Here is a 24,380-nt window from a genome sequence, read left to right as displayed (position 1 = left end):
AAATGAGAATAAGAACTGCACTTTCTTTTTTAGCAATAGCCTTCGGAATGATTGCTTTTGCACAAACGCCGGAAGAACTGGCAAATGCACAATTGGAAGCTTATAACAATCGAGATATTGAAGCCTTTTTAATTCCGTATTCTGATTCCGTCAAAGTTTATAACGATACGCGTGAAATGCTTTATCAGGGAAAGGATATCATGCGAGAACAATACGGTGCAATGTTTGATCAAGCTCCTGACTTAAACTGTACGCTGCTCAATCGAATTGCCGTTGGAAATACTGTGATCGAACATGAAGAAGTAATTTTTGGTGGGAGAAAAGTGTACGCAATCGTGATGTATCGTGTAGGACTTAATAAAATCCAGGAGGTACATTTTTTAGGAAGACAATAGAGCAGCCAGCTTTTATCTTTAAGGTATATCGTCTAATCCATCGCAGTTTTCATCAATTCCATTGTTCGGAATTTCATTTGCGCCTGGATTGATGAATGGGTTATTATCATCACAGTCAGCACCGTTTCCTCCATTCTGGATGCCTTCATAACCGTCATTGTCCCAATCTCTGTCGCAGCTATTACCAATCCCGTCATTGTCTGAATCAGCTTGGCTTGCATTTGAATTAAATGGACAATTGTCACAGACATTTCCTACCCCATCATTGTCACTATCCGTTTGACTTCCATTAAGAGTGAAAGTATTAGGACAATTATCACAGATGTCACCAACACCATCATTATCGCTATCATTCTGATTACTGTTTGAGTTATTGGGGCAGTTATCGCTTGTGTTTGCTATGCCATCTCCATCCGAATCAAGTTGGCAGGTAATCAAGCAATTACCTCCTCCATCACACTCTTCACTCCAATCTACTACACCGTTTCCGCAAACAGCATTATCCACAAAGCCGTCACAATTGTTATCTATTCCATCTGCAAGCTCAGGTGCATTTGGATAAATCGTGTCATCACTATCATCGCAATCTCCATCTCCAATAGTTACTCCATCAGAATCATTGTCCTCATTGCCATTGCCAAGGGAAATGTCAACGTCGTTTGTGCCATCATCTAGTGTGATATTGATAGCTGCTCGGCCATTCTGAACAAACGCGTCAATGTTGACTCGATAATGTGTCTTGGCTTCCGGGCTAGTTATGCTTGCAGCATACTGAGTAGTTACTACTTCCCCATCCGATTTGGTATAGGTAAGTGTGGATAAAATGCTGAGCGGATCTACAGCGAAGTATCCTTCGCGTGTTTCTGTTTCGTCAAATACCAGAGCATCTCCTGTGGAGTTCTCCACATTGGTGGAATAAGAGTCAAACGAGTTTGAGACATTGTCTGAATATGTCACACTGACCTTCATATTGGCCAGCTCTGCTGTCAGAGATACTGCCTGTACTTCATCTTTATCGATGGTAAAAATTTCCGACTCTCCGTAATAGTATGGATTTTCAAATTGGGCTGGCAGATCATTGTCTGAATACGCAATCACTTTGTAAGATCCTGTGGGTAGTTCGAGTTCTGTTGGTATTTCGCTGTAGTTATTATACTCTGCGTAAGTAACACCATCTTCCTGCTCAATGATTACTTTGAAATCTTCTAGAGGGACGATAGCATCAACTCTACCACCTAATTCTTCGATGGTGATGGAGATATCCAGTGAAAGAGATAAAAAGCCAAATTCGTCTTGAGGTACGCTATCATCTTGCTGACACGCAATGAAAACAGAAAGTGAAAACAAAAGAAACAGAGTGATAAACTTCTTCATGGTGGTAATGATTAGGTGTGACCAAGATATTGAAAATCATAAGAACAAAAAAAGGACGGCTCCTTGAGCCGTCCCTCGCAATAGCCATAGCTAATGCTGCCTTAGTTTGCCTTTATGATTCGTTGACTTATGGAAGTTTCGCCATCGGTTATTTGGAGGATATACATACCTGATTTTATATCCTTCAAGTTTAATCTTATGTTTTGTCCGGTCTTGTTTCGAAGGACTCTACCATTCAGATCAATCATTTGAACTTTCAAAGATTTACTTGCATCAATATTTATGAAATCGATGGTTGGGTTTGGATAAACTTTTACCTCAAGTTCATCTTCAAATCCAAGTGGGGTTGCAGCTTCAGTCACTGTGAAAGTAAAATCTTCAGATATTGATCCTCCATTGCCATCGTCAGCGGTTACGGTGATGGTGCTCTCACCCAGTCCGACTTCATTGATCTGAATTTGATTGTTGGCAATTACCTCAGCAGTTACAACATTTTCGTTGCTGCTTTCGACTGAAATTTCCAACTCATCTCCATCGGCATCCGAGAATATAGTTTCATAACTGATTTGAACTGACTCAAAGCCTTCAGTTTCACTGTATGAATCTTCAAAAGGATTTTCAATAATAGGAGCAATATTTATAGTAACCGTCACCGCCCAGTCCTGCTCATCATAATTCTCAGCAGTCACTGTGTATGTCACAGCGTTGGTGAAATCCTGAAGACCAGATGGAGAAGTATTCGCTCCATCAGAAACAGTAATTGTTGGCTCCAAAGCTGTGAGGCTAGTGCCAATTTCCACTTCAATTTCGATTGTATGATTGGTAGCATCGATTGTAGCTGCTCCTGTCTGCTCGGAAAAAGAGAACATGAGGATGTCGTTGGCGCCATTGGAGCAGTCGGTACTGAAGGCTGCTGCTCCGTCCACGCTGGACCAGTTGGTTTCTGAATATGCTACATCGTCAACCGAAATACAGGTAAGATCGTTACCCTCAGCTCGAAAACTGGTTATCCCAGAATTGTTCCCATTTCTCAAATCAAATTCGGATAGTTGGTTGTCATAGACATATACTCTCCAAAGGTTTGGGTTGCTTGTCAAATCAAGCGATTGCAAAGAAGTAGTGTGCATTACCAAATCTTCCAAATGACCATTATTTGACAGGTCGATTTGAGCAACTGAAGTCGTATGAGCGTGTAACGTTGCAAGGGCGGGAAGATTACCAACAGTTAATGTAGAAAGGCCAACGTTTGAGTCAATTCTGAGGTCTGTAATTGCCGTGTTTGCGGTAAGGTCTATTGAGTTCAGAGCATTGCGAGAAAGCCAGAGTGTTTCCAATAAAGTGTTTGCACTCAAGTCAACAGATTCAAGATTATTGCCATGCACCTGAAGTATAGTGATGTTAGGAAAGTGTTCAATTCCAGCAATCGAGTTAATTCCATCATCACTGGCTTGGACTTGACCAGTATATGCTTCAGCTTCATCACAACTGATTTCTTCGTCCATGTCCGTATTGATGTTGGTATTTGCTAGCAACGCCGCTTTGAAATTGGCATCAGGAATAGTAACAAAACAACAGAATTCATTGGCGGGATCGATGGTCCAATTTGCCTCGGCCAAGGCAACATCATTTACTCGGATACACTCAAGGTTTGTGCTTCCTGTGGTATTGAAAGTGGTGATGTTTGAGTTATTACCATTCAGAACACTTAAGCTGATAAGTGTGGTGATATTTTCTGCCTGAATCACTTCAAGCAAAGGATTGGAGTCCAGATTCAGTGCTGTAACCTGTGATCCCGATATCCGAATATTCTTGAGCGCAGGGTTGTTTGAAACATCAATGGAAGTGATTGGATTTCCCTGAAAATAGAGCCCTTCCAACAATGGATTATTGCTTACATCGATGGATGTTATCGAGTTCTCGTTGGTTCCAAAATTGTCCAATACAAGTGTTATTAGATTGGATTGGTTACTTACATCAATTGAACTAAGTAAATTATTTGCCATTCCAATGTATTCAAGCTTAGTATTATTGGTAAAATCTATCGATTCAAAGCTGTCATTCACTGCTTGAAAAAGAATGAGCTCCGTATTGTTGGAAAGGTCAATAGAGCTCAAGTCTGGATTGTTTTGCACTGCCAACGTCTTAAGGTTTATATTTTGGCTTACATCTAGTGAAGTAAGGCTTGTTGGACCATTTCCATTCATGATAACCTCTTCCAACATTATATTGTTCGAAAGATCAATACCATCAGTGAGCATGTGAAACGCCAGATCAAGCACCACCAATTTCGTATTGTTTGAAAGGTCGAGGCTGGCGACTTCATTGCGAGATAAATCCAGAGACACCAGCTCGGTATTTCTGGTCAGATCAATTTCCGTTAGATCATTAATGGTCAAATTGAGCTCAGTCAAATTGATGAAAGCCTCAATACCGGTGGCGTCCGTGATACCTTGATTGAATACTTCAATTTTTCCAGCGAAGGCTTCCGCTTCAGCGTAGCTGATCTCACTATCGGAGTTCGTATTGATTGATCCATTGCTAACCAACGCCGCTTTGAAATTCGGATCTGGGATATTAACGGGCGCATTCGGATCGCATGAGATTCTAAAGTCCACACCCTCATCCACATTATCTGACCAATTTGCCTCAGCATAATCCACATCGTCTACTTCAACGCAGGTCAGGTTGAAATTATTAATGAGGTTTATGACATTTAGCTCAGTGTTAGCTCCGTTTTTAAGGTTAACCGACACGAGTTCCGAGCTATTGGCTCTCAATTCGAGCAAATCGGGCTGCTGACTAACGTCAATCGAAGTAAGGTCAGTGTTTGAAACATTCAAATATCTAAGAGCAGTATTTTGACTAAGGTCAAGTGTGCTAATGGTGTTATCAAAAGCATCAAATATTTGAAGGTCAGGGTTGTTTGTGATGTCCACAGCGGACAAGTTGTTTGATCCCAGCGTTAATTCTTGTAGCAAGGTGCGGGCAGATACATCGATTTCAGAAAGTTGGTTGTGAGACATTTTGAGCGTCCGAAGGTTCGTGTTATTGGACACGTCAATTTCTGAAATTTGATTGCTTTGAAGGTTGACGAAAGTTAGTGCAGGATTTGCAGTGATATCTATTTCCATCAGGTCATTATTTGGAAGAATTAGGTTCCTGAGTTTCGGGTGATTGCTCGCATCAAACGCCGCAATATCATGATTGATCAACTGGATAACCTCAAGGTTGATAAAAGCCTCTACTCCCATAAGGTCAGAAACGACTCCCTGCGTGCCGCTGTTTACTACTATCGTTCCTGTAAATGCCTCTGCTTCTTCATAGCTTATCTCAATATCTTCATTGGTATTGATGGAATTATCTCCTATAAGGGCTGCTTTGAAATTCGTGTCTGGGATATACACGGGATCAGTCGGATCGCAGTAGGTGTCTGAGAATGACAATCCCTCATCGACATTTGTCCAATTCAAGGTAGAATACTCGGCATCATCAACTAAAGCGCATGTAAGTTCTGCATTACCAGAAATATCAAAATTGAAAATATTCTCAGGATTTCCATTGTTCAGATAAAGACTAGTAAGGCTATTGTCATTGATTTTGAATTCATCAATGTTGGGATTCGATCTAAGATCGAACTCTGAGATCAAATTATCATTAGCCAGCAAACGCTCAAGTGCTGGAATATTAGCCACGTCCAACGCCGTCAATTGATTTTGCTGAACTAGCAAATCTCTTATTAAAGTATTGTTTGAAACATCGATTGATTCCAGCAAATTGATGTTTGCAAACACTCCCGTAAGCAATGGATTATTAGATAAGTCTAGGCTGGTCAACTCATTATCATTAACTGCTAAAAAAGTCAAGGCAGTGTTTTGACTCAAATCGACCGATGTTAGATTATTGGATGTGAAGTGGAGAACAGTGACTCCAGTAAATGCTTCAATTCCTGTAGCATCGTTAATTCCCTTTGAACCCATGTTTAAGAAACCTGTGAAAGCTTGCGCCTCACCGTAGCTAATTTCCATATCCTCATTTGTGTCAATTACCGGATCATATGCAAGCAGAGCTACCTTGAAATTCTCATCGGGAATGTTAACAAGGTCATTGAGGTCACAGTAGGTGTCTGAGAAATTGACTCCTTCGTTGAATTTATGAGCCCATTCGGCTTCTGAGTATGCCTTGTCATCAACCTTAACACAAGTGGCTGGATTACCCGAGCCATTGATCAAAGTGATGTTTTCGTTAAAGCCGTTGGCAAGATTTACTTCCGAAATTTGATTGTTCGAAAACTGAACAGTTGTAATGTGAGGGTGTTGAGATATATCTAATGGAGTGGACACCTGATTACTCCAGAAATTCAAAGTTCTTAATTCAAGATTATTGGACACATCTAGCTCTGTCAGATCATTAAAGGAGAAATTGATATGTCGTAGATCTGGGTTATTCGAGATGTCAATTTCTGCAATGTCGTTCTGGTAAAATTCAAACCCCTGAAGCTTGGTATTTGTCGACACATCCAACTCAGTTAGGTCACCTCCTTTTACTTGAAAGTTTAGTAATTCTGTAAGCCCACTAACGTCAACAGAAGTCAATCCGAAATTACTATTTAAGACTGCAGTCTCTAACAAAGTGTTTGACGTTAAATCTGCCGTAACAATTGAGTTACTTGTTAACCAAAGAGTGGTCAGATTAGAAAACGCCTCCAGACCAGTTAAGTCTAATATTCCCTGATTATCCGCAATAATGCTTTCGACAACCTGAGCTTCTGTAAAGCTGATTTCACTATCCTCATTGGTATTAATGGAGTTGTCACCAACTAAGGCCGCTTTGAAGTTTGTGTCAGGGATGTAAACTGGATCAGACAGATCACAATACTTTGTGGGAGTAACCGGAACATCAAAGTACGTATCCCAAGTAGTAACGGCATAATCAGGATCGTCAACTGATATACAGGTGAGATTTGGCACATTACTTACTCGCACGTTACCGAATAGCATATTCGAATTGTTTCCATTAGCGAGTTTCAAAGTACTGAGTTGACTCATATTCAATGCGTAGAACTGGGCAAGATTTGGGTTGTTGGTCATATCCAGGGAAGTGATTTGCGTGTTTTGAATATTTAAATAGTCCAAATCTGGTAGCATGGAAACATCAAGCGATGTAATGTTCGTATAGTCTCCGCGCACGTTCTTGAGCTTCGTATTATTGCTCAGGTCAATGGACGTAAGGTTCCCATTCGATGAAAACCAAAACGTCTCCAAGTTTGTCAAGGCACTAACATTCAATGAGTTCAAATAAAACACCCCGCCAATATAAAGTGTGACCAGCTTGGTGTTTTGAGAAAGATCAATAGTTGAAAATAGATTGCTACCAATTGAGAGGGTTTCCAACTCAGTAAGCATGGTTACGTCTATTGATTCAAGTTGATTTGCTTGTAAGAAGAGTGATGTAATTGCAGTATTACTACTCAAATCAACTGACGTTAGTGCATTAGCTCCCGCATTTAAACTTGTCAAATTGGTGAAGGCCTCAATTCCTCCGAGGCTGGTAATGTCAACTGCATAATTGTACACGTCAATTTCCAATGTGGCTTCCGCTTCACTTATCTGGATTTCACCATCTCCACTTGTATCGATAACCGGGTCATTTGCCAGTAACGCGTTTTTAAAATTGGTATCAGTAAATGTCACATTCTGTGCAAAACTGAACATGACAGCCACCAGCAGGAAGGTGATAAAAATGATAAACCGGATAACGTTTCGGTTGTAGCTAAAGTCCCTTGTGCTTGTGTGTGAGTTTTTCATAAGGCATTGCGATTTTTGTTTGTACTCTTAGTCAGCGGAAAAGGAAAATGTGAACAAGGTGGAAAAAAAGGACGGCTCCTTGAGCCGTCCCTCGCAATAGCCATAGCTAATGCTGCCTTAGTTTGCCTTTATGATTCGTTGACTTATGGAAGTTTCGCCATCGGTTATTTGGAGGATATACATACCTGATTTTATATCCTTCAAGTTTAATCTTATGTTTTGTCCGGTCTTGTTTCGAAGGACTCTTCCATTCAGGTCAATCATTTGAACTTTTAGCATTTCATCTGCCTCAATGTTTACAAAGTCTGAGGAAGGGTTTGGATAAACGTTGATCTTGAGGTTTTCTAATCCTAGAACTTGCTCTTCTTCAACTGTGACCGTAATTGTCCAAACCTGTGTAGTCAGCCCATCTTCCGCAGTAACTGTATAGGTTAATGCATCTGTGAAATCCTGCGCACCAGTTGGTGAAATGCTAGCCCCCTCTGATAGGGTAATGGTAGGAGTCAACGAGGTAATATCTGTACCTGTAATTACTTCCACTGAAATTGTATGATTCTCATCATCAATTGATGCAGTGCTTGTTTGTTCGTTGAGAACAAATGCGAGAATGTCATTTTCCGAATTAAGGACTTCAGTCACCGATACATTCCAATCTTGAATGGTGATACCATCTTCAGCAGTAATGGTATAAGTAACCGAAGTTGAAAAGTCTTGTGAGACTCCACTCTCCGGTGATGAACTAGCTCCAGGAGATAATTGCAGAGTTGGTGCTAGATTGGTAAGGTCTGTACCTCTTTCTACTTCAATAGTCACTGTGTGAGCAGTGCTATTGATAGAGGCATCCATTGTTTGATCTGCCAGCGTAAAGCTCAGAATATCTGTAGCAGTACTGGATACTTCAATTACAGAAGTCGTCCAATCCTGGGATGCGCCATCCTCTGAAGTGACAGTATATACTACTGAGCTTTCAAAGTTTTGAGTTGATCCGCTTACAGGATTTACGGTGGCGGCTGGCGATACAGTTACGGTTGGTGACAGAGCGGTTAAGTCAGTTCCAAAAGGAACACTCACTACTACGGTATGGTCGGTTGTGTTTATAATAGACTCTTCAAGCTGATTGGTGATCTCAAATGCTAGGATATCATTCTCCGGACACTGTTCATACACTTCTATTGTGATAAACGAGCAAGTAGTTGAATTTGCACAAGCACCTTCTCCTCTCGCATAATAAGTGGTGGTTGTAGATGGACTTACTTCTATGGAAGTTCCAGATCCGACTGGCGTTCCACCACAACTTTCGGAGTACCATTCCCAGCTCAAGGCATCATTTAGGGAAGCGTCAGTAATTGAAAGAGTTACTGCAGTTCCAGCACAAATTTCCTCAGTTATGCTGGCGGTTATTGTTGGTAAATCAGCATTTGTGCAAAGCTCGAATATGTATGCCGCTCCGGCATTTGTCATTGAGTTTGCACCCTCTGAATCAAAGTTTGCGTAAGGCTCACCTACAACTAATTCCTTTCCATCTAAGTCAAAGATTTCACCAAAACTGGTGCTATTCTCATATACAGTAGGAGCAACGATATCACTTTCAATCCAATCGCTACCTGATTGAGTGAAGATGTAAATGCCGTTATTTTCCTCGACTTCATCAAAATAGCTGCCTATCGCCAGACTTCCGTCAGACAGACGTACACTTCGTCCAAAACTTTGCTCTGAAAATCGAACATCAGGTGTAAGTATGGAGCTCTCTTCCCATACGCCTGCGGCAGTTCTGCTGAAGACATAAACAACTCCTTCCTGACTCTCACTACCAATGCCTTTGTTTTCATTGCCTACAACTAATGTTTCTCCGTCTATGTCTATCGTATAACCCATGTAGTCATACTCATCTCTGTCACTAGCCACAGCTTTAGTCACTTCATTCCACTCTCCGCTTCCGTCTCTCTCATATACATAGATAGCGCCAGTTTGCTCGAGAAGTGTCACACCATCTTCTGCTAGACTAGAGGCTTCTGGTGCACCAATGGCTATGTAGTTCCCTGATATCGCTACAGACTCACCATAGTAATAGACTTCATTATCACGGTCACTAGCAACAATTTTTTTCACCTCGTTCCATACTCCAGAAGCATTTCTTTCAAAGATGTATGCAGCACCTGCGTCACCGATATTATTCTCTCCATTTTCATCATATTCGTCATATAGAGCTGAGGCAACCAGGTAATCCCCTGATATATCCACTGCATAGCCAAAGTCTATTCCATCATCCATAGATCCAGATGCTGAGAGCGTCTGTTTATACTCCCAGATTCCGCTGGCATTGCGTTCATAGATGTATATAAGACCATCCTGATTTCCTGAAACTGGATCTTGAGCACCATCAACTCCAACTACAGCATAATTTCCATCCATCGCAATTACCTTCCCAAAATTGTTATAGCTTTCTCTGATTGGCTCGGTAATTTTTTGTACTTCTGACCAGTCTCCCATTTCATCCTTTTCATAGATATATGCTGCACCAGCATCTCTCACATAGTTTTCTTCATTTTCGTCAAAATTGTTCGTCTTCGCTCCAATGATGGCAAATCCATCAGATATGGCTACTCCCTCTCCGAAGTAGTCGTAAGAATAGCGGGTGCTTGGAGTTATTTTTTGCTCATCACCAGCGGCACTTCCTTGCGGCCCGTCATTGACTTCTTTAATATTTATAGTGAATGATTGTTCGAAGAAAGCATCGCCGTTATCCGTTGTTCTGATACGCACCGAGTAGTTTGATTCATCAGCAAAATCCAAACTTTGGGCAGTGACTAATTGGTCACCAGAGATATCAAAAAGTGAGTTGCCAGAATCCCCTGTACCAGAAACCAAGGTATATACATGATCATCAGCGACATCAATATCATCTGTAGTAAGTAGTCCTACTAATGTGCCAATAGGCGCACCTTCAACTACTTCATCATTGTCTAGGTTAATAGCTGTAGGTGTTTCATCAGGCAGATCATTGATGCTGATTGTAAACATCTTTTCGAATGTTCCACCATGCGCGACATTATCATCGCTTCTTACTCTTATGGAATAGGTGTTTTCAGATTCATAATCAAACACCATGTTTGATCCAAGCAGATCTACGTCAATGGTGAACAACCCATTGTCTTCGCTCCCTTCGCCCGCAACCAGTTCATAACTATGAACGTCAGCGACATCTACATCTGTGGTTGAGAAACCGCCTACTAAAGATTGGATGCTGCTATTCTCATCGATGCTCATAGAATTCAATGTAATATCTGTTGGTGCGTCATTTTGATGTACAACACTTGCTGTCCAGACGTCAGTTGTCACACCGTCTTCAGCCGTCACCGTATAGATCTGTGGTGTAGTAAAGTCTCTTACAGTCGCAGATGTTGGGTTTGAAGAGCCACCATAGTAAACCCCAAGCGATGGACCAATATTGGTGATATCGGTACCGTTAACTACTTCAAGGAGAACCGTTGAATTATCACGATCGATCACAGCGTCTTCATATTTGCTTGCATGATTAAATGCAGTAATATCTGCTATCATATTTTGTGCTTCAAAAGCACCTTTGCTTGGCACGGTGCTGTGCCTGGCATCACCATTATGGTCTGTAGTCACTCCAGTGCTATTGTTGAAAGATCTGAAATCAGGATTAGTGAGCGAAGCACCAGTTAGCGAAAAATCATTATTGGCAATATCGGTAAAGAAAGGCTCTGAGAATGTTACCGTTGGTGAGTAACCTAGAGATCCTTCTTGATCTAAACTCGCATGATAATTATTGGTACTGACACCATCATCATAGATATAGATATTGTTGTTATTGTAGGTATAGTTGTTGTTTGTGGAAATGCCTCTTTTGCTAGAACTAGCATTTGCAGAGCTCTTGATGCTAATGATGTTGTTTGCTATAACTCCGCTTCCTCCTGTTCCAGCCGCAAAACTTAGGCCGTAGGCACTGTTTAGCTGAGAGGTGCTACCTCCTTCGAAATGAATGGTGTTATTGATAGCTTCTCCATGTCCAAAGCTGTGATTGATCCCCGTCCCACCAATTAAGAATTCAGAAAATTTATGATTGATTACGTTATTGTAGGCTTTAACCCCATTTCTCATCCGTATGTAAACAACGCTACCTTCAACTGAGCGGTCGAATCCATAAAACTTGTTGTTTTGAATAAGAATATTTTCAGGCCAGGTTGACTGGGATCCATAAACCGGGTAGGAATAAATAACATAAACTGTATTTGAAAAATCAGTGGGTGTCTCAGTAAAAAACTCATTGTTTTCGATGGTAATATCATCCCAGTATTGGGCACCTGAAGCAGCTCCTCCGTTAGATCCGTAGATAGCAAACTGTCCTTGAACGTTGAATTTGAGATTTCTGAAAATCACATCTCTTACATGAGTATACATTCTTATTTCCCCATTGATCTGAACAACTTTATCACCTGTTGAGGGATTTGATCCATCGAATATCAAGTTGTCGGTTCCATTTAGTCTGAAATCATGATTGATTTGAAGATCAGTTACATCAGATGCTGGCCTGATGGTTATTGAGTAGTTCAGGATTCCGGTTACATTAGTCAGCGTAGTGAAGTCTGTTACGGCATAATCTGACTGAAGCTCCAGAATCACGTCTCCATTTAGTCCTCCAGCGGAGTTGATTCCTGTAAAGGCTAATGGAAGTGTTTCATAATCAGCTCCGGGCCCAACAGTGAATGTTCCGGAAACTTGTGCTTTTACTGATAGAAAGCCCATCATTAAAGCAGCGATGGTAATTAGGTTTTTAAAACGTGTCATAAGGCATTGCGATTTATTGTTCGTACCCTTAGTCAGGCTATTCTTAGAATGTGAACACCGATTCCTATTTTTTTTATTTTTATTTGGGAAGTGTTCACAAAATCATGTTTTGACGACTAATCAGTGAAAGTCAGCTTTAGAAAGAGTGAGAAAGAGATAATTGCCGATATCCGTGGAGGGAACTCTAAGGTGATGGAAAGCTTATATCTGCAGCATAGAAATGAGTTTGTGAGCTGGAGTGTAGGAAAATTTGGAATTTCCGAAGATGATGCACTTGATCATTTTCAGGATACGATGACGATCTTTTTTGAGGGAGTCATGAATAGTAAGATTACGGAGATTGGCAGTTCGTTGAAGACCTATCTTTTTGGAATTGGTAAGAATAGGATCAGGCAGCAGTTTGATGCGAAAAACCGAGGGGACAAACATGAGGGAGGCTTAACTGAGCATTACCAGTTTTTAGCTGAAGATGAGGATGCCTCCGAGGCTTATGAGCAAGCGAGAAGCCAAACAAGCAGATTGTTTGAATCACTTGGAGAAGCATGTAGAGAAATTCTAAGGCTGTTTTATTTTGAAAAGCGATCAATGAGTGAGATAGCAACAGCTATGCAACATAAAAATGAAGCCGTAACCAGGACAACAAAGAAAAGATGTCTTGAGAAGCTAAGAAACGAAGCGAAACAACCATTAACTGATGGATGATTTAAGAAATAAGTATCTTCAAGGTAAATTGACTGAATCTGAGCGGCAAGCTTTTGAAAGAAACCTATCCTCGGAAGAGAAAAAGGAGCTTGCATATGAGCTGGGTGTCAGAGATGAAATTGTAAAAAGAGAACTTCGGAAAAAGGTTGCTGGCTTTGAAGAAGGGAATAGAAGAAAGAGAATGATTAATCCAACATACATCAGTATTGCAGCATCTATTGTCCTTGTCACCTCATCAGTTTTCTACTTTATGAGAGATGAGGAATCTCTGTTTGACCAATATTATGATCAATACCCCAATTATGAGTTGACTACAACTCGTGGTGAAGAAAATCTTTCGAATAGGGGTTTGGCATATGCCGCTTATGATGTGGGAGATTATCAAGTCGCCATCGAAGAGTTTAACAAGTTGGAGGTTCTACTGGCACCGGATTACTTCTTCAGAGGGGTTTCTTACATTCAGGTCGAGGAATATAATAGTGCACTCTCAGATTTTAATGAGGTTGTGGAGCTTGAAGATGAGAGTTACGGAAATGCGTCTATTTGGTATACGGCGCTAGTTCATTTAAAACTTAATAATAAAGATAAAGCGATACCCATACTAAAAAAGTTAGCAGAAGGGGAATCCGAATTTGCTTCAACCGCCACGGACTTGATCGCCCAGCTTTAAGTACTAAACATGATCTTTCGGGTATGAAAAAAATCAAAATTATTGCCTCGCTGTTATTATTGCTAGCGCTTTTCTCCTGTCAAAACGATGATGTTTTGGATGATATGAATGTAGTAGATACTGAATCTGGGAAAGATACTAAGGAAGTAGGAAAAGCATTACCAAAAGGCCCAAGTACTTGAAGGATTATTAAACTCCCTTCAACCTGAACGTTTAGTTGCTATTTTTCTCCTTCTATAAACGGTAAGAATCATCACTATTATTAATATTGATGGTATGAGGTAGACAAGAAGGTTGCGATCATCTTCAATCGGACTATTATCTCCAATGACTACAAACCCACCCCAATAAAACGGATGCCTAGCTTTGCCTGTGGCTGTTGCCAGGTATTGTTTCCTGGCGTTGTTCAGTGCTACGTCCTTGGTTTGCCCTTCTTTAAGGTTTTGATAAAAATACTTCATTAAATCAGGAGTAGATTTATCGGAAGCAGGCCATAAACTAACTACTGTGGAAGGAACCCCGGCGTAAATGAATCCTCTGGCAAGACTATTGGCACCATCTCCCTTTTGAATCTCACCGATTCCTGTATTGCATGCGCTCAACGTGACAAGGTTGGCATTCATATCGAGATTATAAAGCTCATAGTTTTTAATATATGGCTCTTGCTCTTCTACTTGTGAAAAGTATAATCTTGAGAGATTTGGATTGCTATTATCAATAATAGCGTGGGTAGCAAGGTGAACAATTCCAAAGTCTGAAACATTATTAATGAAGTTATCCTTGGTTGCTTCATCGGCTAATAGGAATTCTCCACTAAAATATTCTTTTATCAAATTTAGCTCCTGCACAGCACCAGGGATCGACACAAGCAAGTCTCTATTTGCATCTTCAGTCACACTGGCTGCAGCATTAAAGTCTGGCGCCATAGCGAGTACCTGAGTGTTTGGATAAGGATCAATATTTAGTGAATTCATCCACATATTGATGGAGGGAGCATATGAAATCGGATTGGTTAAACCAATGAAGTCTACTCCGTCATGCAGTAATTCAAAAGGGAGAAAAGCGAGAAAATCCTGAGTAGAAATAATTAGCTTCTTATCATTTAGGCCATTTGACACAAGTCTCTGATGTAGCTCTTTTGAGTCCTCTTCAAGTTCTTCTATAGCTACAATTTTATTACGAAAAGTCATGATTTGATCTAGAAGTGATCCTGTCTTTTGTCTTTGAATTGAGAAATCTGAATTACCAATGAGAATAGTATAAAGGTATTCTCCGCTAAATACATAACTTAACATTTGAGTATTTTCAGGTAAAGCATCTTGAACTATTTTGATGCTGATATCTGACTTGCCATACTTCAAATTATAGTAGTCTTCATAATTCGTTTTTAGGAATAATACGATGCTGTCATAGGAGAGCTTCTTCTTCAAGGCAGTTTGCTCATCTAAATCATCAGAAGAGAGCTCACTCAATAATTTTCGCTCTTTTTCGAGTGTTTCTATTGGTACATTTAAGGCATCCTTCAATCGAGCGATCGAATATTCCGGACTTAGAATTGTGGCCTTATTCTTTTCCGAAAACCTGAGAATTTCGTTTGCCAATTTTTCATCTTGGTTGCGACTGTACAGCTCAAACAAATGATCTATTGCAACTCCGTTAAAAGCAGTATAATTCTTCAAAAACCCGAGCTGGTCTGATCTTAAATTCATACGCCTAAAGGTTTCCTCATTGAGTGAGTCAAGCCAATAGATTTTTGGAGTAATAGCATTGAATTCGGTTGTGGAGGCCTTTTGAATGTTTGATATCATTGATAGTTCTTCCAACATGGCCATCATATTCTCGTGTTTATCACTTGCAAGAAGTGGTCTATCAATATTTTCTTGAAAGATCTTATAGTGCTCCTCAACCAAACTTATGACTGAATCACGTTCGCCCTTCGATGAAAGGGTCTGTAATAGAGAATATGACGCACGCTGATAGTTAATATCAAATTTATCTACCTCACCAGAATCCAGAAGTGATATAACTGTTTTCAAGTGCTCGCTACTTTCATTTATTTGACCTCTCTTATTTAAAGCAAAACTTAGGTTAATGGCCGAATTAAGTGTTTCAGGGTGCCCATCTCCCAACAGCTCTTTCTTAATGCCCAAAGCATTTTTGAAGTAAATGACGGCCGAGTCATACTGCTCACCTTTATCATAGAATCTCCCTAAATTATTTATGATTTGAGCCTTTCGAATGTGAGGAGTATTTCCAACCAGTTTATTAACTAACTCAAACTCTTTTTCTGCATATTCGGCGGCACTATTATGGTCATTGGATTCGTAATATGCGTTTGAAACATTCCTCATCAGGTTTAGCATCCTCGCATTTGTCGGCCCATAATTGACTTCTCCAAGTTCAAAAGCAGCTAATGCATAGCTGAGTTCTTTTTCACGCTCACTTGTCGCCTTATAAAAATTGAAAGCCAGTGTGTAAAGTCGAACGTATTCCGGATGATTTGCTTCGTAAATATCCGGGTATGACTCAATGAGCTCAATCAAATAACTTTCAGCCCTGCCGAGATTATTTAATGTGGTAAGGACTTGGGCATAGTTCGTTTTGGTCTTGAGCGTTTTTTTGTGTGAGCTCCCAAACACCTCAGACTGAATATCAAGTGCCTGCTTGTAGTTCTCTTCTGCCAAAGGGCGATTACCCATTCTGTCGGCAAGCCAACCCAGGCCAAAATACATTTCGGCAGCTCCGGCAGAGTTTTCTCCAGAGATCTCAACCGCTTTTGATAGATTGGATCTCAGAGTGTCTTCTGCGGCCTGTGCGTCTCTTTCAACCATAGCATAATAGACTGAGAGGAAATACTGAGCAGAGAAATATTCGAAGTACTTCTCGTTTAAATAAAGATCACTTTTAATTGACTTAAGAATATTTACTGCTGGAACTAACTGAGCTCTTTCCGTCAATTGTATGGCGGAATCATACTTGGCAATTAGATCTTGGCCCTTAGATAATGAAAAAAGTGTTATAGATAGAATGAATAGTAGAATGAATTTTCTTCTCATGGCGGTAGGTGGTGTCTTATTTTAAACCAAGTTAATCAACCCCGGAAACACAATCAATAAAATCAGAAAGAGCAGTTGAATAATTACAAAAGGCACAATACCTTGATAGATATGCTTTGTCTTCACTTCAGGTGGAGCTACGCCTTTTAAATAGAATAGTGCAAAACCAAACGGAGGTGTAAGGAATGAAGTCTGCAAATTGATAGCCAATAATATGCCTATCCATATCAAATCCACTCCCAGCGAAACAAAGATTGGGGCGACTACAGGCACGATAATAAACACAATTTCTATGAAGTCGATGAAGAAGCCAGTGATGAAGACAATCAGCATTACGACTATGAGAAAGGATGTGGCGTCAAAATTGGCACTTTGAATGAGATTCAGTAGAAATTTGTCTCCCTCCAGTCCTCTGAAGACCAACGAAAACGCGGTAGCTCCAACAAGTATCATAAATACCATGGAAGTGAGCATCGTTGTTTCTTTCATGACCTCTTTCAATATGGAGAAATTAAGTTTTTTGCTAACCCCCGCAAGGATCATAGCACCAAAGGCTCCTACTCCAGCAGCTTCAGTTGGAGATGCAACACCTGCAAAAATGGACCCTAGCACGATCAAAATGAGGACAAATGGAAACATGAATGATTTCACGACTTCCATTGAAAAGCCTTTGCTTCTAAACGCTGTTAACTGTTCCTTGGATACTTTTGGTACTCTGTCAGGATATATTTGACCGTAGATCACAATATAAAGCAGATAGATAATTACCAGGCAAACTCCTGGCACTACAGCAGCCAAGAATAGATCACCGACTGAAACATTTAGTACACTACCCAATAAGACCAGAACTACCGATGGCGGAATGATTTGTCCCAGTGTTCCCGAGGAGGCGATCACTCCTGTACTAATTCTTGGGCCATAGCCATTTTTCAGCATGGTAGGCAGGCTGATCAAACCCATCGTAACTACTGTCGCACCCACTATCCCGGTAGAAGCTGCAAGCATAGCTCCAACCACAACTACTGCTATGGCAAGCCCGCCACGAATGTTACCAAACAGCATGCTCATTGTGTGCAAGAGACGCTCGGCAATGCCGGACTTTTCAAGCATGATCCCCATGAAAATAAAAAGAGGTACAGCCAGCAACACAAAATTTTGCATGGTGCCATACACTCGAAGTGAGAGCAGATAAAAGAAGTCTATGTCGAACACCAGCAGGCCTACAATCACAGAGAGACCACCTAACGTAAATGCTACCGGATAGCCAAAAAGAATGAGCAGAAAGATTGCTCCAAATAGGATCAGTGGCAGATACTCAATCACGGCTTGTCGTATTGAAAGGAAATATTAGTCAACACTCTTCCATCATACTTGCTATTCTTTAGATCTCGCCTTTCTTTTTTGCTCAAATTCAGTGTGTCAGGAGTTATTGTAAGCCTATGATAGCCTCTTGGTAAAGAGCTAATATCTATATACGTGTAAAATCCAAAAGATCTCTCAATAGGATGCTGTGCATTGACCCATCGAAGGTTTTGTACTGCATTTGAATCGATTTTTAGTTCAAGCCACTTGTTTAAGTAGAATGAAGAAGAATCTGACTTTTGTTGATCCCATTTTATTTCATCATTCTTAAATGGTGATTCTTTCATGTTGTCGAATACAGAGATGTCTTTTAAAAAGACCTTAAGATAAGTATCGGTAACAATGTCGGACTGTATGGAACTTATGAGATAGTCACCTTTCGATCTGAGCGACTCATAATTGCCCATGATAAATTCGCCTTCATTTGTTTTGTTTAGATAAGATTCAATTTTACTATCTCCGATTTCATCTAACAAGAACAAGTATCCACCTACTATAGCCGCTATAATTAGTGAAACTAATCTAGCTCTCCACCCTTTCAGGTTTGATAGCAACACAAGCATAGATCTTCTATATAGGAAGGAAAGTGTGATGATCCTAAAAAACCAAGCAATTGGGTAAAACCAGTCTACCGCCCACTCTTTTCTTCGAAACAACCCCGAGGTGATAAAGTCTATGAAAACTATGACGATGCAGAGGACATAAAAAATTGAAAAGAAACCAAAGAATGTTGGATTTTCAGTGATGCTATTGGGTGAGTAAGGGGAGGTATAGTTCATCACGAACATAAAAAAGAATAGCAGTGTACTTAGACCAATGAAGGTTCCGAATATGGTAAAACTAAGTCCATAGATCATGGAGGAGAGCTCCTCGAGTTTAAGAACATTTTTCACTAAAGATGGATTCTTCTCCAACTCCTTTTTGAACTTGCCTTTAAATTTTAAATTGGCGTTATTAATGCCATTTGGGAAGACGTAGCTGAAGCCGACAGAAGCAACCCAAATTCCTCTGACAGAAATGTGCAGGATATAGCCAAATTGCAAAAACGTAATTCCACTTTTTAGCACATTAAATACTCTTATGAAATCACTACCTCGCTGAAAAAATTTATGACTGAAGTCATTCAGCACATCCGGTATTTGAAACAAAGCATACAGTACTAAAGCGGAAATTAGTAATTCAGCTTCCCAGCTATTTAGCTGAATGGTCTTAAGCCACTTAGGCGTATTTTTTTTATTGAATTCATTTTCTTCCATGAGAAATGGTAATTATGGATTTGGTGATAGAAGAGATGCCTTGAAGACCGAGCAATAGAAAACCAATGGGAATGGTAGATTTTATGATCCACCTCGCCGGCAGGCCTCCCGGTTGAGGACTCGTTTCATTTAGCATGTACGAGTTCTGAACAAAAGTTAAAGATTCCCAAAATGCAACTACACAAAACGGTAACAGCAACATCAATCCGCCGATCAAATTGACCCACGCCTTGGTTTTATCTGAAAATCGATCGTAAAAAACATCGACGCGTACGTGCTTGTCTTCTTTCAATGTATAGGCTGCTCCCAACAAGAAAATAGCAGCAAACAAATGCCATTCCAATTCAAACGAAGCAGCTGAAGTGATGCTGAGGGAATACCGTAAAATGACGTCAATGACAATTATAAATACCAAGAGCAAAGTCAACCAGGAGGTCACCTTTCCAATTGTACTATTCAATTTATCGATTAGGGTCACCAGACGAAAATAGCGAACCTTTCCCATCCTGCCCAGCTTTCCCAGAATCTGTATGCACTTTAAAATAAGATTTCTGGGCTTATTTCAACTTTTCAGACAGCTTCATCCCAAAGAAACTTATGAAGGAAAGGGGTTTGGGGTTGTCGGTTGCTAAGCGTGTGATTGAGCTGCATGGATGTAAAATATGGCTAGAATCAACACCTGGGGAAGGAACCACATTCTTCTTCACTCTAAATGACAATTAATCATCATTTTTCAAACCCTCACCATTCCTGAATGAGAGTAATAACTTCATACCTTTGCAGCATGAAGGACATTCGGAAAGAAACGTTGGAGGGATTGATGGCCTGGTTCGAAACAAATGGAGAAAAGAAATTTCGAGCCAAGCAGGTATGGGAATGGCTATGGATAAAATCTGCCAAGACCTTTGATGAAATGTCCAACCTTTCAAAACCTCTTAGGGATAAACTCAAAGAAGAGTTCACCATCAATCACATCTCCATAGATAATTCGCAACTTTCCAACGATGGCACGATCAAGTCAGCCTTTCGATTGCACGACAAGCACTTGATTGAAGGAGTCCTCATTCCTGCAGATGAGCGTATGACCGCATGTGTTTCTTCTCAGGTGGGCTGCTCACTAAGCTGCAAGTTTTGCGCGACAGGTTATATGAAGCGGGAAAGAAATTTGGATGCAGGAGAAATCTATGATCAGGTAGTAGCCATTCGGGATCAAGCCGAAGGACATTACCAAAAACCACTTTCTAATATTGTGTTTATGGGAATGGGCGAGCCATTACTCAATTACAAAGGCATGATGGAAGGCATCGACCGAATCATATCTGAAGATGGCTTGAATATGTCGCCGAAACGCATAACTGTATCAACTGCAGGCATAGCTAAAATGATCATCAAGCTGGCAGATGATGAGGTGAAATTTAATCTGGCACTGTCACTCCACGCTGCTGATGATAAGAAGCGCGATACGATTATGCCTATCAATGAGACGAATACGCTGGATGTCTTGCTAAAAGCACTTCAGTACTTTTATGATAAAACTGGCAACCGCATCACATTTGAGTACATCCTCTTCTACGACTTCAATGATTCAATCGAAGATGCAGACAAACTGCTTAAGTACGCTCGCAAGGTTCCTGGTGTCAGAATTAATATTATCGAATACAACCCAATCTCAGAGGCTTCCTTTACTAAGGCGGATCCCGAAACCATCGATCGGTTTGCAGATCATTTGATCAAAGGTGGGATTCACACGAGTGTCAGACGAAGCAGAGGTAAGGATATTGATGCTGCGTGTGGGCAGCTGGCCAATAAATCGAAAGTAGCTTAATCCGTTTTAAATCATATTTTTTGAATCTAAAGATCATGAAAAATGAGTCTCTTTAGAAATGCATAGTATCATTTGGGTCTTATATGAATTCATTATTTTTGCTCGCTTTTAATTTTTATTTGGCGATGAATATAAGAGTACTACTACTACTATCAGCTATTTCATTTTCTGCTCAATCAACCAAGAAGTTTTTCTATACGCAACAGGTGTTGGCTACTATCGATGATCGCAGGCTTGTTGAGGCTTCAGGAATTGAAGAATCTTATGAAAACCCGGGATATTTCTGGACTCATAATGACAGTGGTTCGGAACCAACACTATACCTAATCAATAATCGCGCACAGATCGTCATGGAAGTAGATTTAAAAGGTCTAAAGAACCGTGATTGGGAAGAAATTGTGACGGTTAAGAAAGATGGTGAATCATACATTTATGTGGCTGAAATAGGTGACAATAAAGCAGTCCATAAGGATGTTAAAATCTTAAAGATTCCTGAGCCAAGATTCAACGGAAAGCAAAACATAACCATCGATAAGAAGGATGTTGAAATTATGTCATTCACCTATGCAGAAGGAGCCAGAGATGCCGAAGCTGTATTGTACGATCAAAATCAGGATGAGTTTGTCCTTGTAACCAAGCGTGAAAAGAACGCGCTAGTTTATTCATTTCCGTTTAAGGCCAACAAAAAACCCGTTACCATTAAATCAAAAGGCAAAATCCCAACCAAACTTTTCACGGCAGCCGATATGAATGAGAAAGGTGAGATTCTCCTTAAGCATTATAGCGCAATTTTTTATTGGGGTCCGTCTCAAGAGACTGCAATAGATCGAATCTTGGCATGGGATGCCAGCATGGTCGATTACGTTCCTGAGCCGCAAGGCGAGGCAATCTGCTGGTATAAAGATGATTTCTATACAATTAGCGAAAAAAATATTGGCAAGCCTCAGGAGATGCTTTTCTTCAAGCGTGTTCCTTAATCGTTTTCAACAACTTGACAATTTCCGCTGGCACATTCCACTTCGGGTTTTGCAATAATTGAGCAATCAGAAATTGCCCCAACAAGATCATTATGAATGGCATTTAGCATATTATACTCATTAACCAATTGGTTGAGTCTAATAAGATCCATATTAGAAGAGTGGATCAGGTAGGTAACTGGTCCGCCGCATGCTTTGGCGCCATAAGGTGTCGCAATGCATTGCTCTGTATTCGAACAAGAGGTAATTAGCATTTCCTCAATGCGAGAATCCAGAATTTCCAACTTAGCTAAGATTTCTTCAGCACTTACCGGACAATCGGCACTATTTGAACAATCGTCTTTTTCGCCGCAGGCCATTGCGAATCCAAGGGAAGCGATGAATACAAACTTCTTCATGCTATAGTTTTTGAAGATCTGAGCAAATTTCTTGCTATTTCTTGCTGGCATTGAAAAGTTTTTGCTTTTCTTCTTTACTCAGGCTTTCATAGCCTTTCTCCGAGATCTTGTCAAGAATGGAATCTATCTCAGCCTGTGGTGTGTTGCTAGCTTGAGTTGTTTTTGACTTAGCTTCTTTTTTTGTAGGCCTTCTGTTGCCGGAGCGGTGTGTCACCTTAATTTTTGGTTGTGGCTTAAACATGCTCTTGACTAATGAGATAAACGAAATGATCCAACCACCCAAGTCAGTTCCCTTGTTTAGCTGAGTTATATATATCCAACCAACCAAGGCGCCTCCAAGGTGCGCAATTTCTCCACCTGCATTTGCTCCTGTGGATCCAATGAAAGACATAAACACATAGAATATGGCTATGTATTTGATTTTGACAGGGCCGATAAATAATAAAAAGAAAGTATAATTAGGCATGAAGACCGCAGCTCCAACCACAATGGCGAAAACACCGGCCGAAGCTCCTAGCATCATGGATCCAACCACTCGATCTGCGTAGAAAGGGATGAAATTGTACATCAACATGTACAAGAGTCCACCAACCAGTCCACCTAGCACATATAGTGCTATCACTCTTTTGCTATTCAAAAACTCCTGAATGATCCTCCCAAACCAATACAGGAAGAGCATATTGAAAAGGATGTGAAAAAAATCGTAGTGAGTGAAAAAGTAGGTTACTATCGACCAAGGCTGAAGCAAGAATGCACCGATCTCGGCCGGAAGCTGCAACTTCCTGAAAATCCAGAAAAAGGTATCTGTCGCGCCGCTCAAATCAAAGAATACTTTGAAGATTCGTGCAGACACAAAAACGATCAAGTTGATCAATATGATTTGAACAACTGCATTGTTGGGCTTACTCCAGGCGTTAGAAAATTCTTGTTTGATTCCTCCGTTCATTCTCAATAAAATCTCTTTGTGTTGTCTTGCCAGAACTTCAACAATATAAATGCGATCAACATTCCACCTAAGTGTGCAAGGTGAGCAACATTGTCTCCTGGCGTTCGGTTAAACTCAGCATAGAGCTCATACATGGCGTAGAAAAACACCAGATATTTTGCCTTAATTGGGATCGGTGGGAAAAGGAGGAAAAGCTCAGTATTCGGGAATAGAAATGCAAAAGCAAACAAAATCCCAAAGACTGCACCAGAGGCACCAATCATGTTACCATTGGTCACTACTCCTTCATAAATACTTCTTACAGCGGCTATAGTTTCCCCTTCATAGGCAGGATTTTCATAGTATAAATCCAAAAGCTCTCCCCCGCGGGCCACATTGATGAACGATTTATTTTCAATAATAAAACGCTCAAATGCTTCAGGACTTGGATTCTCTACATAAGCTTCGGCTGAATTTTTCAATGATAATTTTTCGAAAGCGTCAGCGGTTCCATAAAGCAAACCTGCTCCAATCCCGCAAACAAGATAAAAAATCAAAAATCGCTTAGAACCCCATACCGTTTCAAGCATAGGTGCAAAAACTAAAACAGCAATCATATTGCCAATAAGGTGCCAGGTGCCGCCATGAAGCCACATGTATGTCAGGAACTGATAAGGAGCAAACTCAGATGAGTAAACCACACGTAACCCAAACCATTCTGCGAGCGGCAGTCTCAAAAATGATGTCAATAACATGATCGCCACATTGATGATCAAAATGTTTTTTGCTACCGGTGTGAGTCTTCTAAACACTATTTATTCCTT

General features: G+C 40.5%; 17 protein-coding genes. 7 read left to right on the top strand and 10 right to left on the bottom strand.

Going from position 1 to position 24,380, the window contains the following annotated elements; genetic code table 11:
* Positions 1 to 2 precede the first annotated feature (2 nt).
* Positions 3 to 395 carry a nuclear transport factor 2 family protein gene (locus ACL8WY_RS08310; RefSeq protein ID WP_436517972.1) on the top strand — a complete coding sequence of 131 codons (393 nt, stop codon included), beginning with the start codon at positions 3 to 5 and terminating at the stop codon, positions 393 to 395.
* An 18-nt stretch (positions 396 to 413) separates the two neighbouring features.
* Here ACL8WY_RS08310 and ACL8WY_RS08305 read toward each other — a convergent pair whose 3' ends face one another.
* The 3 genes from ACL8WY_RS08305 to ACL8WY_RS08295 all read right to left on the bottom strand — a co-directional run bounded on the left by ACL8WY_RS08305 (position 414) and on the right by ACL8WY_RS08295 (position 12,385).
* A complete protein-coding gene (locus tag ACL8WY_RS08305) occupies positions 414 to 1,769 on the bottom strand; it encodes a DUF4493 domain-containing protein (RefSeq protein WP_436517971.1) in 1,356 nt (451 codons plus the stop codon).
* Between the two features lie 101 nt (positions 1,770 to 1,870).
* Positions 1,871 to 7,573 (bottom strand): T9SS type A sorting domain-containing protein, encoded by a 5,703-nt coding sequence (locus ACL8WY_RS08300; protein ID WP_436517970.1) that lies wholly within the window; start codon positions 7,571 to 7,573, stop codon positions 1,871 to 1,873.
* 117 nt (positions 7,574 to 7,690) lie between these two features.
* Positions 7,691 to 12,385 (bottom strand): DUF5018 domain-containing protein, encoded by a 4,695-nt coding sequence (locus ACL8WY_RS08295; protein WP_436517969.1) that lies wholly within the window; start codon positions 12,383 to 12,385, stop codon positions 7,691 to 7,693.
* A 123-nt stretch (positions 12,386 to 12,508) separates the two neighbouring features.
* Between ACL8WY_RS08295 and ACL8WY_RS08290 the strand changes: the two genes are divergently transcribed.
* From ACL8WY_RS08290 to ACL8WY_RS08280, 3 genes are read left to right on the top strand one after another with little or no spacing between them, the layout of a single operon-like run.
* Positions 12,509 to 13,087, top strand: a complete 579-nt coding sequence (locus tag ACL8WY_RS08290) for an RNA polymerase sigma factor (RefSeq protein ID WP_436517968.1) — start codon at positions 12,509 to 12,511, stop codon at positions 13,085 to 13,087.
* Positions 13,080 to 13,757 carry a tetratricopeptide repeat protein gene (locus ACL8WY_RS08285; protein WP_436517967.1) on the top strand — a complete coding sequence of 226 codons (678 nt, stop codon included), beginning with the start codon at positions 13,080 to 13,082 and terminating at the stop codon, positions 13,755 to 13,757. The genes ACL8WY_RS08290 and ACL8WY_RS08285 overlap by 8 nt, the downstream gene beginning before the upstream one ends.
* A gap of 23 nt (positions 13,758 to 13,780) precedes the next feature.
* Positions 13,781 to 13,939, top strand: a complete 159-nt coding sequence (locus ACL8WY_RS08280) for a hypothetical protein (protein WP_436517966.1) — start codon at positions 13,781 to 13,783, stop codon at positions 13,937 to 13,939.
* Between the two features lie 18 nt (positions 13,940 to 13,957).
* Here ACL8WY_RS08280 and ACL8WY_RS08275 read toward each other — a convergent pair whose 3' ends face one another.
* Genes ACL8WY_RS08275 through ACL8WY_RS08260 form a run of 4 tightly spaced genes read right to left on the bottom strand, consistent with a single transcriptional unit; the run spans position 13,958 to position 19,891 of the window.
* On the bottom strand, positions 13,958 to 16,813 hold the full coding sequence (locus ACL8WY_RS08275; RefSeq protein ID WP_436517965.1) for a CHAT domain-containing protein: 2,856 nt from the start codon (positions 16,811 to 16,813) through the stop codon (positions 13,958 to 13,960).
* A gap of 21 nt (positions 16,814 to 16,834) precedes the next feature.
* Complete coding sequence (locus tag ACL8WY_RS08270; protein WP_436517964.1) at positions 16,835 to 18,136, bottom strand: TRAP transporter large permease; 1,302 nt, start codon at positions 18,134 to 18,136, stop codon at positions 16,835 to 16,837.
* The gene (locus ACL8WY_RS08265) at positions 18,133 to 19,431 is read right to left on the bottom strand and encodes a hypothetical protein (RefSeq protein WP_436517963.1); all 1,299 of its coding nucleotides are present in this window, start codon (positions 19,429 to 19,431) and stop codon (positions 18,133 to 18,135) included. Before ACL8WY_RS08265 ends, ACL8WY_RS08270 begins: the two co-directional genes overlap by 4 nt.
* Positions 19,418 to 19,891, bottom strand: coding sequence for a TRAP transporter small permease subunit (locus ACL8WY_RS08260; RefSeq protein ID WP_436517962.1), 474 nt, complete (start codon positions 19,889 to 19,891; stop codon positions 19,418 to 19,420). The genes ACL8WY_RS08265 and ACL8WY_RS08260 overlap by 14 nt, the downstream gene beginning before the upstream one ends.
* 137 nt (positions 19,892 to 20,028) lie before the next feature.
* Between ACL8WY_RS08260 and ACL8WY_RS08255 the strand changes: the two genes are divergently transcribed.
* From ACL8WY_RS08255 to ACL8WY_RS08245, 3 genes are all read left to right on the top strand, one after another.
* Positions 20,029 to 20,154 carry an ATP-binding protein gene (locus tag ACL8WY_RS08255; protein ID WP_436517961.1) on the top strand — a complete coding sequence of 42 codons (126 nt, stop codon included), beginning with the start codon at positions 20,029 to 20,031 and terminating at the stop codon, positions 20,152 to 20,154.
* 31 nt (positions 20,155 to 20,185) lie between these two features.
* Entirely contained in the window at positions 20,186 to 21,256 is a 1,071-nt protein-coding gene (gene rlmN, locus ACL8WY_RS08250) for a 23S rRNA (adenine(2503)-C(2))-methyltransferase RlmN (RefSeq protein WP_436517960.1), read from the top strand.
* A gap of 125 nt (positions 21,257 to 21,381) precedes the next feature.
* Positions 21,382 to 22,233 carry a hypothetical protein gene (locus ACL8WY_RS08245; RefSeq protein ID WP_436517959.1) on the top strand — a complete coding sequence of 284 codons (852 nt, stop codon included), beginning with the start codon at positions 21,382 to 21,384 and terminating at the stop codon, positions 22,231 to 22,233.
* Here ACL8WY_RS08245 and ACL8WY_RS08240 read toward each other — a convergent pair.
* From ACL8WY_RS08240 to ACL8WY_RS08230, 3 genes are read right to left on the bottom strand one after another with little or no spacing between them, the layout of a single operon-like run.
* Complete coding sequence (locus ACL8WY_RS08240) at positions 22,230 to 22,631, bottom strand: hypothetical protein (RefSeq protein ID WP_436517958.1); 402 nt, start codon at positions 22,629 to 22,631, stop codon at positions 22,230 to 22,232. The two genes, ACL8WY_RS08245 and ACL8WY_RS08240, sit on opposite strands and share 4 nt — an antisense overlap.
* A gap of 34 nt (positions 22,632 to 22,665) precedes the next feature.
* Positions 22,666 to 23,577, bottom strand: coding sequence for a rhomboid family intramembrane serine protease (locus ACL8WY_RS08235; protein WP_436517957.1), 912 nt, complete (start codon positions 23,575 to 23,577; stop codon positions 22,666 to 22,668).
* Between the two features lie 2 nt (positions 23,578 to 23,579).
* The gene (locus tag ACL8WY_RS08230; RefSeq protein ID WP_436517956.1) at positions 23,580 to 24,368 is read right to left on the bottom strand and encodes a rhomboid family intramembrane serine protease; all 789 of its coding nucleotides are present in this window, start codon (positions 24,366 to 24,368) and stop codon (positions 23,580 to 23,582) included.
* Positions 24,369 to 24,380: the final 12 nt, after the last annotated feature.

Source organism: Ekhidna algicida (assembly GCF_051379705.1).
Lineage (GTDB): Bacteria > Bacteroidota > Bacteroidia > Cytophagales > Cyclobacteriaceae > Ekhidna.
The sequence above is the reverse complement of the archived record's forward strand: the minus strand, read 5'-3'. Positions and strand labels throughout refer to the sequence as shown.

Bases quoted from the DNA above. Each gene is read 5' to 3' on its own strand.
- ACL8WY_RS08275 (WP_436517965.1), bottom strand. From the start codon at position 16,813: ATGAGAAGAAAATTCATTCTACTATTCATTCTATCTATAACACTTTTT.
- ACL8WY_RS08300 (WP_436517970.1), bottom strand. From the start codon at position 7,573: ATGAAAAACTCACACACAAGCACAAGGGACTTTAGCTACAACCGAAAC.
- ACL8WY_RS08265 (WP_436517963.1), bottom strand. From the start codon at position 19,431: ATGGAAGAAAATGAATTCAATAAAAAAAATACGCCTAAGTGGCTTAAG.
- ACL8WY_RS08295 (WP_436517969.1), bottom strand. From the start codon at position 12,385: ATGACACGTTTTAAAAACCTAATTACCATCGCTGCTTTAATGATGGGC.
- rlmN (WP_436517960.1), top strand. From the start codon at position 20,186: ATGAGAGTAATAACTTCATACCTTTGCAGCATGAAGGACATTCGGAAA.
- ACL8WY_RS08235 (WP_436517957.1), bottom strand. From the start codon at position 23,577: ATGAACGGAGGAATCAAACAAGAATTTTCTAACGCCTGGAGTAAGCCC.
- ACL8WY_RS08245 (WP_436517959.1), top strand. From the start codon at position 21,382: ATGAATATAAGAGTACTACTACTACTATCAGCTATTTCATTTTCTGCT.
- ACL8WY_RS08285 (WP_436517967.1), top strand. From the start codon at position 13,080: ATGGATGATTTAAGAAATAAGTATCTTCAAGGTAAATTGACTGAATCT.
- ACL8WY_RS08310 (WP_436517972.1), top strand. From the start codon at position 3: ATGAGAATAAGAACTGCACTTTCTTTTTTAGCAATAGCCTTCGGAATG.
- ACL8WY_RS08280 (WP_436517966.1), top strand. From the start codon at position 13,781: ATGAAAAAAATCAAAATTATTGCCTCGCTGTTATTATTGCTAGCGCTT.
- ACL8WY_RS08255 (WP_436517961.1), top strand. From the start codon at position 20,029: ATGAAGGAAAGGGGTTTGGGGTTGTCGGTTGCTAAGCGTGTGATTGAG.
- ACL8WY_RS08305 (WP_436517971.1), bottom strand. From the start codon at position 1,769: ATGAAGAAGTTTATCACTCTGTTTCTTTTGTTTTCACTTTCTGTTTTC.
- ACL8WY_RS08240 (WP_436517958.1), bottom strand. From the start codon at position 22,631: ATGAAGAAGTTTGTATTCATCGCTTCCCTTGGATTCGCAATGGCCTGC.